General features: G+C 67.6%; 15 protein-coding genes. 7 read left to right on the top strand and 8 right to left on the bottom strand.

Features of this window, described 5'->3' with window-relative positions:
* Window positions 1-34 precede the first annotated feature (34 nt).
* On the top strand, window positions 35-1,126 hold the full coding sequence (locus IP69_RS04110; RefSeq protein WP_054141570.1) for an ATP-dependent RecD-like DNA helicase: 1,092 nt from the start codon (window positions 35-37) through the stop codon (window positions 1,124-1,126).
* Window positions 1,127-1,270: 144 nt separating this feature from the next.
* On the opposite strand, the gene IP69_RS04115 is transcribed toward IP69_RS04110, so the two are convergent.
* Window positions 1,271-2,017, bottom strand: coding sequence for an anti-sigma factor (locus tag IP69_RS04115; protein ID WP_054141550.1), 747 nt, complete (start codon window positions 2,015-2,017; stop codon window positions 1,271-1,273).
* Entirely contained in the window at window positions 2,014-2,577 is a 564-nt protein-coding gene (locus tag IP69_RS04120; RefSeq protein WP_054141551.1) for a sigma-70 family RNA polymerase sigma factor, read from the bottom strand. The genes IP69_RS04115 and IP69_RS04120 overlap by 4 nt, the downstream gene beginning before the upstream one ends.
* A 189-nt stretch (window positions 2,578-2,766) precedes the next feature.
* On the opposite strand from IP69_RS04120, the gene IP69_RS04125 reads away from it, so the two are divergent.
* From IP69_RS04125 to IP69_RS04135, 3 genes are all read left to right on the top strand, one after another.
* Window positions 2,767-3,579, top strand: coding sequence for a DUF4394 domain-containing protein (locus IP69_RS04125; protein WP_054141552.1), 813 nt, complete (start codon window positions 2,767-2,769; stop codon window positions 3,577-3,579).
* Between the two features lie 199 nt (window positions 3,580-3,778).
* Window positions 3,779-5,206, top strand: coding sequence for a DUF1800 family protein (locus IP69_RS04130; RefSeq protein ID WP_054141553.1), 1,428 nt, complete (start codon window positions 3,779-3,781; stop codon window positions 5,204-5,206).
* Between the two features lie 5 nt (window positions 5,207-5,211).
* Complete coding sequence (locus tag IP69_RS04135) at window positions 5,212-6,459, top strand: DUF1501 domain-containing protein (protein ID WP_054141554.1); 1,248 nt, start codon at window positions 5,212-5,214, stop codon at window positions 6,457-6,459.
* Window positions 6,460-6,552: 93 nt separating this feature from the next.
* On the opposite strand, the gene leuD is transcribed toward IP69_RS04135, so the two are convergent.
* The 5 genes from leuD to IP69_RS21700 form a co-directional block, all read right to left on the bottom strand.
* Window positions 6,553-7,155, bottom strand: a complete 603-nt coding sequence (gene leuD / locus IP69_RS04140; protein ID WP_054141555.1) for a 3-isopropylmalate dehydratase small subunit — start codon at window positions 7,153-7,155, stop codon at window positions 6,553-6,555.
* 48 nt (window positions 7,156-7,203) lie between these two features.
* Window positions 7,204-7,674, bottom strand: coding sequence for a metallopeptidase family protein (locus IP69_RS04145; RefSeq protein ID WP_082358949.1), 471 nt, complete (start codon window positions 7,672-7,674; stop codon window positions 7,204-7,206).
* Window positions 7,674-7,919, bottom strand: coding sequence for a hypothetical protein (locus IP69_RS04150; RefSeq protein ID WP_054141556.1), 246 nt, complete (start codon window positions 7,917-7,919; stop codon window positions 7,674-7,676). Before IP69_RS04150 ends, IP69_RS04145 begins: the two co-directional genes overlap by 1 nt.
* A gap of 25 nt (window positions 7,920-7,944) precedes the next feature.
* Complete coding sequence (gene leuC / locus IP69_RS04155; RefSeq protein WP_054141557.1) at window positions 7,945-9,363, bottom strand: 3-isopropylmalate dehydratase large subunit; 1,419 nt, start codon at window positions 9,361-9,363, stop codon at window positions 7,945-7,947.
* A 112-nt stretch (window positions 9,364-9,475) separates the two neighbouring features.
* A complete protein-coding gene (locus IP69_RS21700) occupies window positions 9,476-9,649 on the bottom strand; it encodes a hypothetical protein (RefSeq protein ID WP_156323275.1) in 174 nt (57 codons plus the stop codon).
* Between the two features lie 182 nt (window positions 9,650-9,831).
* Between IP69_RS21700 and IP69_RS04160 the strand changes: the two genes are divergently transcribed.
* Window positions 9,832-10,230, top strand: coding sequence for a hypothetical protein (locus IP69_RS04160; protein ID WP_054141558.1), 399 nt, complete (start codon window positions 9,832-9,834; stop codon window positions 10,228-10,230).
* A gap of 213 nt (window positions 10,231-10,443) precedes the next feature.
* Here the strand turns inward: IP69_RS04160 and rplS are convergent, their stop codons facing one another.
* Window positions 10,444-10,845: a 50S ribosomal protein L19 gene (gene rplS / locus IP69_RS04165; protein ID WP_054141559.1), complete on the bottom strand. Its 402-nt coding sequence runs from the start codon at window positions 10,843-10,845 to the stop codon at window positions 10,444-10,446.
* Window positions 10,846-11,063: 218 nt separating this feature from the next.
* On the opposite strand from rplS, the gene IP69_RS04170 reads away from it, so the two are divergent.
* Window positions 11,064-11,852, top strand: coding sequence for an SDR family oxidoreductase (locus tag IP69_RS04170; protein ID WP_054141560.1), 789 nt, complete (start codon window positions 11,064-11,066; stop codon window positions 11,850-11,852).
* Window positions 11,853-11,953: 101 nt separating this feature from the next.
* The gene (locus tag IP69_RS04175; protein ID WP_082358950.1) at window positions 11,954-12,673 is read left to right on the top strand and encodes a formylglycine-generating enzyme family protein; all 720 of its coding nucleotides are present in this window, start codon (window positions 11,954-11,956) and stop codon (window positions 12,671-12,673) included.
* Window positions 12,674-12,813 lie beyond the last annotated feature (140 nt).

Below are 12,813 nucleotides of genomic sequence, written 5' to 3' on the forward strand. Positions count from 1 at the left end.
GCTGCGCCATGATTTCGCTTGGCCCCGTCACAGCATGAGCTGGTCCCCACAACAGGATGCCGCGTTGAGCGCGGTCGCGCGCTGGCTGCAGACCGGCGAACCGCAGCTTTTCCGCCTGTTCGGCTATGCCGGCACGGGCAAGACCACGTTGGCACGGCATATCGCGGAGGCCGTCGATGGCGACGTGGCGTTTGCCGCCTTCACCGGCAAGGCCGCGCTCGTTCTGCGCAACAAGGGCTGCGTCGGCGCGCAGACGATCCATTCGCTGATCTACCGCTCACGCGGGGTCGACGAGGAGAGCCCGACCTTCGTGCTCAACCGCGAGAGCACGGCCGCCAAGGCCAAGCTGATCATCATCGACGAATGCTCGATGGTGGACGAGGATCTCGGCCGCGACCTGCTCTCCTTCGGGACGCCGGTGCTGGTGCTGGGCGACCCGGCGCAGCTGCCCCCGGTGAAGGGAGGCGGCTTCTTCACCGAGACTGAGCCCGACATCATGCTCACCGAGGTCCACCGCCAGGCGGCCGACAATCCGATCGTGCGGATGTCGATGACGGTGCGCGAGGGCGGGCGGCTGGATGTCGGCGAGTATGGCCCCAGCCGCGTGATCCGCCGCAGCGAGGTCGATCCGCAACTCGTCATGAGCGCCGACCAGGTGCTGGTCGGCATGAACAAGACGCGGCGCAACTACAATGCCCGCATGCGGCAGATCATGGGGCGGACCGAGACCGTGCCGGTCGCGGGCGAGAAGCTGGTCTGCCTGCGCAACGACAAGAGCAAGGGCCTGCTCAATGGCGGCTCCTGGATCGTGCAGGAGCTGAAGACCTCGAAGAAGGGGCTCGTCACGATGCGGGTGACGCCGGAGGACGACCCTTCGGGCAAGCCGGTGAAGGTGTCCGTGCTGCCGAACTTCTTCGACGGCACCGAGGACGAGATCCCGTGGGAGCTGCGCAAGCACACCGACGAGTTCACCTTCGGTTACGCGCTGACCGTCCACAAGGCGCAGGGCTCCCAGTGGAACGACATCGTCCTGTTCGACGAGAGCTTCGCGTTCAGGGAGCACCGGGCGCGGTGGCTGTATACGGGTCTGACGCGGGCGGCGGAGACGATCACGGTGGTGGTTTGAGATTGAGCGCCTTAACCACCGCGTCATCCTGGGGCGACCGAAGGTCGTCCCGGGACCCATCATAGCGCGCTGACGAGCTCTACGATGGATCCCGGCCTTCGCTTCGCTCCGGCCAGGATGACGGCGCGTTTCAGGCGCCCCACCTCACAACGCCTGCGCCGTGTTCCCCTTCGCGACGATCGGCCCGGTCGGCCTCCCCGTCGGCGAACCGGTCGCCGGTTCGATCGTGATCTCGAAAAGCTGGTCGGTGCCCAGCGGCAACTGGTCCAGCCGCAACGGCGTGGTGCGGGCGCGGTCGATCAGCCCGACCGAGCGCGGGCCGACGGCGCGGTCCCAGAGCGTCCAGATTTCGAGAGCCATGCCAGCGGGCACGGCGATGTTCTGCAGCGGCACCATCTCGACGCGGCCATCGGGATAAGTGTTGACGACGGCGGCGGCGACGTTGGCGTCAGTCAGCAGGACGGCGACCATCACCGGCTGGCGCTTGGCCCGGTCGAGCGCGCCGTTCAGGCCGATGGCTAGCACGATGGCGGCGAGCGCGCCGGCGAAGGCCGCACCGCGCCAGATGAACAGGCTGTTCCACCAGTCGCCCAGCGTGTTGCCGGCCTTCATCGCCTTGGCGCGGCCGCGTTCGGCGGCGGGCAGGATCGCGGCGATCTCGGCCTCGATGCGCGGCCAGAGGCCGGGCGAGGGCGGAATCGGGCGGGCGGTGGCGTCGATGGCGGCAAGATGCCCGCGCCAGCTCTCGACGCTGGCCGCCAGCGCCGGTTCACGCGCGATGCGCTCTTCCAGCGCCGTGCGCTCAGTGCCCTCGACAAGGCCCAGCACATATTCGCCCGCGAGCGCGTCGCGCTCCGGCGGGGTGGCATTCTGATCCGTCGCGGGGCTCATCCGAGGCACTCCTTCAGCGAGATCAGCGAGCGCCGGATCCAGGATTTGACGGTGCCGATCGGCAGGCTCAGCTTGCCCGCGATCTCGCCATGGGTCAGGCCCTGGACGAAGGCGAGCAGCACGAGGCCGCGCCGCTGGGGCGGCAGGGTCTCGAGGCAGGCGTGCAGCGCCTTGGCGTCCGACAGTTTCGACATCACGGTCTCGGGGTCGTCCTCTTCGCTGGCCGCTTCTTCGCCGAGCGGAGCATCGCTCGTCTCAGTCCGCTTCTCGTCGCGCAGGATCGAGAGCGAGCGGTTGCGCAGGATCGCGTAAATCCAGGTCAAGCCGGCGCCGCGCTGCGGATCGAAGCGCGCGGCATGCCGCCAGATCAGGACAAAGGCATCCTGCACCGCCTCCTCGGCCAGTGCGCGACGCTTCAGCAAACGCTGAGCCACACCGATCATACGCGGCGACTCGGCCTCGTAGATGCGGCGCAGCGCCGATTTATCTCCCGCGGCACAGGCCAGCAGCGCCGCCTCGATCTCTCCTGCCGTCTGCGTCAACGCGATGTCCCCCACCATCCCCGTTCCATCAGGCTTTCACCCAAGGCCGATGCCAACCTTGGGCTAAGCGCGTGGTTCCGCTGCGGATGCGCATTCTGGCTTTATTTTTCAATCTGCATCCGCGGCCTGGCGCCGTCGATATCCGCTGCGAGTGCCGCGGCCCCGATGGTCTGAGCGGCACCTCTACAGCAATCGGAGGACAACGACATGACCCGGACGCCCCGTCTCGACAAGGCCCGCCGCCTCGCGCTGATCGCCTCGACCATCCTCGGTGCCTCCTTCGCCGCGTCGCATTCGGCCCAGGCCGCGATGCTCGCCGCGCTCACCGGCGACGACACCCTCACCATGATCGACACCGCCAGCCAGAAGGCCGGCAAGTCGATGAAGGTCAGCGGCATCTCGGGCAAGATCGCCGGCATCGATGTCCGCCCCGCCGACGGCATGCTCTACGCTTTGACCACAGACGGCACGATCTACACGGTCGATTCCGCCGGCAAGGCGACGATGAAGTCGAAGATGGACAAGGTCCTCGCGGCCTCGACGATGGCGACGGTGGATTTCAACCCGGCGGCCGACCGGCTGCGCGTGATGGGTGCCGACGGCACGAACTACCGGGTCAATGTCGATGACGGCAAGGTCGTGGTCGATGGTTCGCACAAATTCGCCGAAGCCGACATGCACAAGGGCGAGAAGCCCAACATCGTCGCCGGCGCCTACACGAATTCGGTGAAGGGCACCAAGGAAACCACGCTCTACAACATCGATGCCACCATCGGCGGCCTGATCAAGCAGGCGCCGCCCAATGACGGCGTGCTCGGCGCCGTCGGCAAGCTCGGTGTGATGCCCAAGGCGATCGCCTTCGACATCGAAACCGCCTCGGACGGAACGAATACTGGTTGGCTCCTCGCGGACGGCGCCCTGCACAAGGTCGACCTCGCCACCGGCAAAGCCTCGATGGTTGGAAAGGTCACCGGGCTCACCGCGCCGGCGCGTGATGTCGCGGCGTTGCCGGCGATGTGATCGCCCGAACCTGACCGACCATTCGGGAACCGCCGCCTCGCAAGGGGCGGCGGTTTTTTGCTGATTGCGGGGCGATTTGGGCTTCACCGCTTCAGGCCGATCCGGGCAAGCCTCGGATTTTCGCGTTTTGCTTCTGGTTTTCGCCACAGTTCTGCGGGCACACTTGCGGCGCCCGACGAACTCCAGCGGAGGCGACCGCATGGCCAGCCCGTCCGATGCGCGCAGCGACAGCGTGGGACTGCAGCGTTTCGGCCTCGGCTTCGGGCTGGGGCAGAGCGCGGAGATCCGATCTTCGGTTCGCGACCGGCTGCTGGCCGAGATCGACCGCAGGACGCCGCCGCAGCCGTCCGGCGTACCATTTTCGGGAGCGGCCGAGATCGGGGCCGCGCTCTATGCCTTCGAGGATCGCGAGCGGATCGAACGCGAGGCGCGCCGCACGACCGAGAGCAAGGTCGCAGCCGTACCGGCAGCATCTTCGAACCAGATGGCGCAGCCCAAGCCGGCCAATGAGCCGGCGCTGCCCTACAAGACCTATCGCGACGAGGTTTCGGCGCGGGTGCGCCTGGCGCTGGAGGCCGAGACCGGCCTGAGTGAGCGGTTGGTGCAGTTCTGGTCGAACCATTTCTGCGTCAGTGCGACCAAGAGCAACATGACCCGCATCATGGCCGGCGCTTATGAGCGCGAGGCGATCCGTCCGCATGTCTTCGGCCGTTTCGAGGATATGCTGGTCGCGGCCGAGAGCCACCCGGCGATGCTCGACTTTCTCGACAACCGGCTCTCGATCGGCCCCGGCTCGCCGGTCGGCAAGCGGCGCAAGCGAGGCCTCAACGAAAACCTCGCCCGCGAGATTCTCGAACTGCATACGCTGGGCGTCTCCGGCGGCTATGCCCAGATCGACGTCACCAATCTCGCGCGCATCATCACCGGATGGACGGTCGTCGGTCGCGAGGCGGTGCTCGGCTTTCCCGGCTCCTTTGCCTTCAATGCCGGTCTGCATGAGCCCGGCACGCCGCCGCTTCTGGGCAAACCCTATGGCCAGCCCGGCAAGGAGAAGGGTCTGGCGGCCTTCAGCGATCTCGCGCGACATCCGGCGACGGCGGATTTCATCGCGATCAAGCTCGTCCGGCATTTCGTCGCCGACGATCCGTCGCCCGCGCTGGTGCGCGATCTTTCCGCTGTGTTCCGCCGGACCGAGGGCGATCTGGCGGCGGTGTCGCGGGCCCTGATCGAGTCGAATGCCGCCTGGACGGCCGAGCCGACCAAGATACGCTCGCCGCAGGAGTTTCTGCTCGCGGCCTTCCGGGCGCTCGGTCGCAAACCGGATTTCGGGCAGGTCATCGGGCCGCTCAACGCCATGGGCCAACCGTTCTGGCAGCCTTCGGGCCCCAATGGCTATCCCGACAGCAACGATGCCTGGGCCTCGCCGGAAGGCGTCAAGACCCGCATCGACGTCGCGGCGGGTTGGGGGCGACAGGCGGCGGGCAGCGTGCCCGATCCGCGCGCACTCACCGAGGACATCCTGGGCCCGCTGCTGTCGCCGCAGACGCGGGCTGCGGTCGCGCGCGCCGACAGCAAGCCGCAAGCGCTTGCCCTGATGCTGATGTCGCCCGAATTCCAGAGGAGATAGCGCCGATGGTCGATGACGACGACGATTGCGAACGGATGACGCCATCGCGCCGGGCGATGCTGGGTGCCGCAGGCGCGCTCTTCGCCTGGTCCTTCGTGCCGAAATTCGCCTATGCGGCGGCGGGCAGCCGCGATCCGCGCTTCCTGCTGGTGGTGCTGCGTGGCGCGCTCGACGGGTTGTCCGCGGTGCCGCCGATCGGCGATCCCGATTATGCCGCCTTGCGCGACGACATCGCCCTGATGCGCGACGGGCCTGACGCCGCGCTGCCGCTCGACGGCTTTTTCTACCTGCATCCCGCCATGCCGAATCTCGCGCGGCTCTATGCGTCGGGTCAGGCGTCCATCGTCCATGCCGCGGCGACGGGCTATCGCGAGCGCTCGCATTTCGACGGGCAGGATGTGCTGGAGAGTGGGCAGGCCGGCCCCGGCCAGACCGAGAGCGGCTGGCTCAACCGGCTGATCGCGAGCCTGCCGCCGGGCGAGGGCATCTCTCAGCGCGGCGTGCTCGGTGTCGGTGTGGTGCCGCCGCTGGTGGTGCGCGGGGAGGCTCCTGTCCTCGGCTGGGCGCCGCCGCGCATGGCGCGCGCGGGCAGCGATCTGATCCAGCGGCTGGAAGACCTCTACGGCCAGCGCGATCCCGGTCTGGCGCGGGCGCTGAGCCAGGCCGTCACGACCGAAGGCATCGCGCGGCGCAGCGGCATGAGCGGCGAGGCCAAGGGGGGCGGTGGGCCCGACAGCGCCGAGGGCATGAAGCGCATCGCAGACGGCGCGGCCGCGCTGGTGGGGGCCGATGACGGGCCGCGCATCGCCGCTCTCGCCTTTGAGGGCTGGGATACGCATGCCAATGAAGGCGGCGCCAAGGGCCGGCTGGCGCAACTGCTGGGTGGGCTCGACGGGGCGCTGGCGAGCTTCGAGCAGGGGCTCAAGCCGGTCTGGAAGGATACCGTCGTGATGGTCGTCACGGAGTTCGGCCGCACCGCGAGGGTCAACGGCACGGTCGGCACCGATCATGGCACCGGCACGGTGGCCTTCCTCGTGGGCGGCGCGGTCAAGGGCGGGCGGATGATCGTCGACTGGCCGGGGCTGAAGCCGGAGCAGCTTTACGACAAGCGCGACCTCAAGCCGACGACGGATATTCGCGGCGTGGCGAAGGGCGTGGTGTCGGAGCTGTTTGGGCTCTCGGGGCCGGTTTTGGCGGAGAAGGTGTTTCCGGGCAGCGGCGGGATCGGGCCGATGGCGGGGCTGGTGGGGTAGGGCTCCTCCGTCATGCTCGGGCGAAGACCCGAGCATCTCCTGCAAGAGATTCTCGGGTCGCGGCTTCGCCGCGCCCGAGAATGACGAAACGCTTCAAGCCCAGGCGCGCTGCTTCAGCTTCTCTTCATATGCCGCGATCTTTGGCGCCTTTTCCAGGGTCAGGCCGATATCGTCGAGGCCGTTCATCAGGCAGTGCTTGCGGAAGGGGTCGATGTTGAAGGTGACCGTGCCGCCATCGGGGCCGGTGATCTGCTGCTTTTCGAGATCGACCGTCAGGGTGGCGTTGGAACCACGATCGGCGTCGTCGAACAGCTTCTCGAGGTCTTCCGGAGACACCACGATCGGCAGGATGCCGTTCTTGAAGCAGTTACTGTAGAAAATATCGGCGAAGGAGGTCGAGATCACGCAGCGGATGCCGAAATCGAGCAGGGCCCAGGGCGCGTGCTCGCGCGACGAGCCGCAGCCGAAATTGTCGCCCGCGACCAGGATCTCGGATTTCCGATAGGCCGGCTGGTTCAGCACGAAATCGGGATTCTCCGAGCCGTCCTCCTTGTAGCGCATCTCGGCGAAGAGCGCGGTGCCCAGGCCGGTGCGCTTGATCGTCTTGAGGAACTGCTTGGGGATGATCATGTCGGTGTCGACATTGATCACCTTCAGCGGCGCGGGGGTGGAGGTCAGGGTGGTGAAGGGCTGCATGGCAAGGTCCTTATTCGCGTCGGCGTCATGTTGAGAGGGAGGCCGGGATCACTCCGCGGCGCGTTCGATGGCTTCCAGATCCTCATCCGAGAAGCCGAAATGGTGGCCGATCTCGTGGATCAGCACATGGCTGACAATGCCGCCCAGCGTCTCGTCATGCTCGGCCCAGTAGTCGAGGATGGGGCGGCGGTAGAGATGGATCGTGTTGGGCATCTGGCCGGTCTGCGGGGCGTAGCCCTGCTGCGGCAGGCCGATGCCGGTGAACAGGCCCAGGATGTCGAAGGGGCTCTCGGCCTCGAGCTCCTTGCAGACGTCGTCTTCGGGAAATTCCGTGACGTTGAAGATCACGTCGCTGCAGAGCGCGCGGAATTCCTCGGGCAGCCGGTCGAAGGCCTCCTGCGCCAGGATCTCGAAGGCGGCGATGGAGGGCGCGCGGGCGCCGTCCCAGTCGATGTCCGGCGATGTTGACGCCTCAGTGCCTGCCTGCTTGGCGGCGCGGATAGGGGGAACGCTGCCCATCACCAGACCTTGAGCTGATGGCCGAGCCACCAGGCCAGCACGATCACGCCGACCAGCGACAGCGAACGGCCGATGCGCCGCCCCCAGAGCTCGATCTTGTCGCCCTTGGGTGCATCGCCGCCGCTGAAATGATCGGCGGCGCGCCCCATCGAGGAGCCGAGCAGGCTCTCGCTGTCGCGCTTGACGCGGTTCAGCGCGGCTTGCGCCTCGGCGGCGCGGGCGGCTTCGCGGGGGTCCTTCGACATGGCGCTCTCTCCCCGCGATACCCGGTCAGCCCAACTGCCTCACATCGACGAACCGTCCCGCCAGCGCGGCCGCTGCCGCCATCTGCGGCGAGACCAGATGCGTCCGGCCCTTGAAGCCCTGGCGGCCCTCGAAATTGCGGTTCGAGGTCGAGGCCGCGCGCTGGCCCGGCTTGAGCTGGTCGGGGTTCATCGCCAGGCACATCGAGCAGCCCGGCTCGCGCCATTCGAAGCCCGCCGCGATGAAGATCTTGTCCAGCCCCTCGGCCTCGGCCTGCTGCTTCACCAGCCCTGAGCCGGGAACGATCATCGCATAATCGAGCGAGGACGCGATGGTCTTGCCCTCGACGATCTTGGCGGCGGCGCGCAGATCCTCGATGCGGCCATTGGTGCAGGAGCCGATCCAGACGACGTCGAGCGGGATGTCGGTCATCTTGGTGCCGGCGGTCAGGCCCATATAGTCGAGCGCGCGCTGCTTCGAGGTGCGCTTGGTCTCGTCCTCGATCAGCGCCGGGTCGGGAACGCTGCCGGCGACCGAGATCACGTCCTCCGGGCTTGTGCCCCAGGAGACGATCGGCGGCAGGTTGTTGGCGTCGAGCTTCACGATGCGATCGAAATGCGCGCCCTCGTCGGAGCGCAGCGTCTGCCAGTAGCGCATCGCCTCGTCCCAGGCCGCGCCATGCGGGGCCTTGGGCTTGCCCTTGAGATAGGCGAAGGCCTTCTCGTCGGGCGCGACCATGCCGGCGCGGGCGCCGCCCTCGATCGACATGTTGCACAGCGTCATGCGCCCCTCCATCGAGAGCGCGCGGATGGCCTCGCCGGCATATTCGATGACCGAGCCGGTGCCGCCCGCCGTGCCGATCTCGCCGATGATCGCCAGCGTGATGTCCTTGGCGGTGACGCCGGGGCTGAGCGTGCCGTCCACCTGGACGAGCATGTTCTTGGCCTTCTTCTGGATCAGCGTCTGGGTGGCGAGCACATGCTCGACTTCGGAGGTGCCGATGCCATGGGCCAGCGCCCCGAAGGCGCCATGGGTCGAGGTGTGGCTGTCGCCGCAGACGATGGTCGTGCCGGGCAGGGTGAAGCCCTGCTCGGGGCCGATGATGTGGACGATGCCCTGGCGGATATCGAGCTCATTGAAATACTCGACGCCGAACTCCTTGGCGTTGCGGGCGAGCGCCTCGACCTGGATGCGGCTTTCCTCCTCTACGATGCCCTTCGAGCGATCCGTCGTCTGGATGTTGTGATCGACGACGGCCAGCGTCTTCTCAGGCGCATGGACCTTGCGGCCGGTCATGCGCAGGCCCTCGAATGCCTGCGGGCTGGTGACCTCATGCACGAGGTGGCGGTCGATATAGAGCAGGCAGGTGCCGTCCTCCTGCTGGTCGATGATGTGGTCGTCGAAGATCTTGTCGTAGAGCGTGCGGGGGGCGGAGGTCGCGGTCATGGCGTGAAGCCTTTTGGAGTCTCGAAGCGGAACGGAAAATCTTGTTGGGCGCCGGTGCCATCGCAGCCGGGCGTCGTCTGGCGTCGGCCTGTCGCCTGCACTAGCGCAGGTCTCAGGCGCGGGTAAGGCCTACGAGCGACGCCGTGAAGCGGCCAAAGAAGCGCCAGGGCAGCCGGGCATGGTCATGCAGCGCGGCAAAGCCTTGCGTTGTGGGCATGCGGCGCAGGTTCGCTTCGCGGCGAACCACGCAAAGCCGGCCATGCTCGATCGCGGGGCGCTTCGTCATGGCGCGGTTCTAACAGTTCCAGACTGCGGCGGCAACGAAGCCGATGGCGATCAGGGCTGCGGAAAGCGAAGGTCTCATCATCGCGGCTCTCGCATGCCGGGTGGCGTGCGTCCTGCGCCTTCCGCTGCTATGCACCTAAGCGACGCGGCGCCCTGATGCCGTGGCAACGGACAGGTGACACGATGCTGCGGTTTTTCCCCTTCATGCTGCTGGCGGTCGTCGCCTATGGCCTCACCGTCGCGGCGAGCGGCGTGCCGCTGAGCAGCGAGATCGCGGGCTTCAACCTGCCCTCTGCGACGCGGTTTTCGCTGACCGTCAGCGAACTGCTGCTGGCGCTCTCGACGATCGTGCTGTTCTTCGAGATCATGAACGCGACCAGCGCCAAATCGAGCTCGATCCTCAATCACGGCCTGTCGATGCTCGTCTTCATCGCCTGCTTCATCGGCTTCCTGCTGGTCCCGGGCTTCGGCACGGGCACCTTCCTGATCATCACGCTGATGGCGCTGGTCGATGTGGTGGCCGGCTATTCGATCTCGATCCTCACCGCGCGGCGCGACATGACATTCGGCGGGCAGGAGTAAAGCGTCGCTTCCACCCACCTCGGCGTCATCCTGGGCGACCGCAGGTCGACCGGGATCCATCATAGGGCAATCCACGGTGCCCTATGATGGATCCCGGCGCTCCGCTTCGCTCGCGCCAGGATGACGGCGCGTGTTGTGACGGCAGCTCCAGCCACAAAAAAACGCGGCCCCGAAGGACCGCGTTTGAAAAACTCTTTCGCCTGAAGCGAAACCTTACTTGGCTTCGACCTTGGCCTTGGACGCCTTGGGCGGACGGGCCTCGACGCGCTCGGCGATGCGGGCCGACTTACCGCGGCGATCGCGCAGGTAATACAGCTTGGCGCGGCGCACCTTGCCCTTGCGGATGACCTTGATCGAGTCGAGATTGGGCGAATACAGCGGGAAGACGCGCTCGACGCCCTCGCCATAGGAAATCTTGCGGACGGTGAAGCTCTGGTTGAGGCCGCCGCCATTGCGGGCGATGCAGACGCCTTCATAGGCCTGAACGCGGCTGCGCTCGCCTTCCTTGACCTTCACATTGACCTGGACGGTGTCGCCGGGCTGGAAGTGCGGGATCTCGCGACCTTCGCTGAGCTTGGCAACCTGCTCTTTGTCGAGCTGTTCGATGATGTTCACGGGTCTCTCCAATTGCCGCTGTCGCGCTTGATCTGCGCGGGCGTTCGGCACGCTGTTTTCAGTTGAGTGCGCGGGCCATACAGGAGATGGCCGCGCTTGTCGAGCGGGGGCGTGGCGCGCCGCCCGCTCCTGCATCCAGGCCCGGCTTGGCGACGCCTGCGCCGCTGTGCATAGGCTGTCGCCAGCCAGAACAAAAGCTACAGGGTTTGAAACGCACCATGTCTCAGGACTCCATCAAGGTCGCCCTCGTCACCGGCGCCGCGCGCGGCATCGGGCTTGCCACCGCCCGGCGCTTCCTGGAGGAGGGCTGGCGGGTCGCGCTGCTCGACATCGAGGGCGACCTCCTGGCGCAGGCCGTCGCCGCGATCGGCGCGCCCGAGGCGACGCTGGCGCTGCACAGCGACATCTCCGACCCCGCCGCGCTGGAGGCGGCGTTTGCGGTACTGATCGGCCGCTTCGGGCGTCTCGACGCGCTGGTCAACAATGCCGGCACGGCGGTGTTCAAGCCGCTGCTGGAGACGACGCTGGAAGAATGGAACCGCGTGCTCGCGGTCAATCTGACCGGCCCGTTCCTGGCGACGCAGCTCGCCGCGCCGCTCATGGCCGACCAGGGCGGCGGCGCGATCGTCAACATTACCTCGATTTCGGGCCTGCGCGCCTCGACGCTGCGGGTCGCCTACGGCACCTCGAAGGCGGCGCTTGGGCACCTCACCAAGCAGCAGGCGGCGGAATTGGCCTCGCTCGGCATCCGGGTGAACGCGGTCGCGCCCGGCCCGGTCGAGACCGCGATGGCGGCCGCCGTCCACTCGCCCGAAATCCGCGCCGATTACCGCGACGCGATCCCGCTCGCCCGCTACGGGCTGGAGGAGGAACTGGCCTCGGCGATCTTCTTCCTGTGCAGCGACAAGGCGAGCTACATCACCGGCCAGACGCTGGCGGTGGATGGCGGGTTTGATGCGGTCGGGATCGGGCTGGCGACGCTGCGGGGGGAGCGGCGCAACCGCTGAGGCGCGCCTGCCTTCACATCGTCGTGGGTGCGGCGATGCGCGGGTTGCGCCCCAGCCGGCTCCCCGCAACATCGCGCGGTGGCAAAGGCACGGGGAACGACATGGCGAGTGGCTGGCGATGGGGCGCGCTGATCGCGCTGGCGCTGCATGGGGCGGGCGCGGCGCGAGCGGCAGGCCCGGAAGGCGCGATCACGGTCGGCGGCTTTGCGATCGACGCCACCGAGGTCACGGTCGCAGCGTTCGCGCGTCATGCTGCTGCGCGTGGCCTGACGACGGTGGCCGAACGCGAGGGCGGCGGGCATGAATACCGCCTCGGCTGGCAGCGCCGGCCGGGCTGGAGCTATCGCAGTCCTTCCGGCACCCCGGCACGGGAGAACGACCCGGCGGCGCATCTGACCTGGTTCGAGGCGCGCGATTACTGCGCGGCGCAGGGCGGGCGGCTGCCGACGCTGGCGGAATGGCGCGAGGCCGCCTTCACCGAGCGCCGCGCGGCCCCGACCGACGGCTTCAAGCCCGGCCAGACCTATCCCTTCCCCGTCGGCGACAGGCCCGAGGGCATGAACCTCACCGGCACCGACCCGGCCGCCGGCGATGTCTGGGAGCGCCACGCGCCGACGGGAGCGACCCGCCGTGGCGTCAACGGCCTCCACGACATGGGCGGCAATCTCTGGGAATGGCTCGCCGACCGGCGCGGCAGCGAGGCCCTGACGGCGGGCGGTTCCTGGTGGTACGGCCCGGCACAGACCCGCAGCGACACCCCTCAATGGAAAGACGCGGGGTTCACGGCGGTGTATATCGGGTTTCGGTGTGTTTACGGGTGAGGGGGAGAGGCGGCGGGAGGGCGCGATCCTTCTCCCCCGAGGGCATACGCAGGCCGACTTATCCCCGCCCTTCCCAAGTCGCCTATCCTCCCACCACCTCATCCCCGAGGGGCAGCCATCCGGAGGTGTGCCGTTGGTGG

It is taken from the genome of Allobosea sp. AAP35, from assembly GCF_001295925.1.
Classification (GTDB): Bacteria; Pseudomonadota; Alphaproteobacteria; order Rhizobiales; family Beijerinckiaceae; genus Allobosea.

What these genes read in the sequence shown, in the direction of transcription:
- IP69_RS04110 (WP_054141570.1), top strand. Translation starts at nt 35, where the DNA reads ATGAGCTGGTCCCCACAACAGGATGCCGCGTTGAGCGCGGTCGCGCGC.
- IP69_RS04145 (WP_082358949.1), bottom strand. Translation starts at nt 7,674, where the DNA reads ATGGGCAGCGTTCCCCCTATCCGCGCCGCCAAGCAGGCAGGCACTGAG.
- IP69_RS04130 (WP_054141553.1), top strand. Translation starts at nt 3,779, where the DNA reads ATGGCCAGCCCGTCCGATGCGCGCAGCGACAGCGTGGGACTGCAGCGT.
- IP69_RS04170 (WP_054141560.1), top strand. Translation starts at nt 11,064, where the DNA reads ATGTCTCAGGACTCCATCAAGGTCGCCCTCGTCACCGGCGCCGCGCGC.
- IP69_RS04175 (WP_082358950.1), top strand. Translation starts at nt 11,954, where the DNA reads ATGGCGAGTGGCTGGCGATGGGGCGCGCTGATCGCGCTGGCGCTGCAT.
- IP69_RS04125 (WP_054141552.1), top strand. Translation starts at nt 2,767, where the DNA reads ATGACCCGGACGCCCCGTCTCGACAAGGCCCGCCGCCTCGCGCTGATC.
- IP69_RS04135 (WP_054141554.1), top strand. Translation starts at nt 5,212, where the DNA reads ATGGTCGATGACGACGACGATTGCGAACGGATGACGCCATCGCGCCGG.
- IP69_RS21700 (WP_156323275.1), bottom strand. Translation starts at nt 9,649, where the DNA reads ATGACGAAGCGCCCCGCGATCGAGCATGGCCGGCTTTGCGTGGTTCGC.
- leuC (WP_054141557.1), bottom strand. Translation starts at nt 9,363, where the DNA reads ATGACCGCGACCTCCGCCCCCCGCACGCTCTACGACAAGATCTTCGAC.
- IP69_RS04120 (WP_054141551.1), bottom strand. Translation starts at nt 2,577, where the DNA reads ATGGTGGGGGACATCGCGTTGACGCAGACGGCAGGAGAGATCGAGGCG.
- IP69_RS04160 (WP_054141558.1), top strand. Translation starts at nt 9,832, where the DNA reads ATGCTGCGGTTTTTCCCCTTCATGCTGCTGGCGGTCGTCGCCTATGGC.
- IP69_RS04150 (WP_054141556.1), bottom strand. Translation starts at nt 7,919, where the DNA reads ATGTCGAAGGACCCCCGCGAAGCCGCCCGCGCCGCCGAGGCGCAAGCC.
- IP69_RS04115 (WP_054141550.1), bottom strand. Translation starts at nt 2,017, where the DNA reads ATGAGCCCCGCGACGGATCAGAATGCCACCCCGCCGGAGCGCGACGCG.
- leuD (WP_054141555.1), bottom strand. Translation starts at nt 7,155, where the DNA reads ATGCAGCCCTTCACCACCCTGACCTCCACCCCCGCGCCGCTGAAGGTG.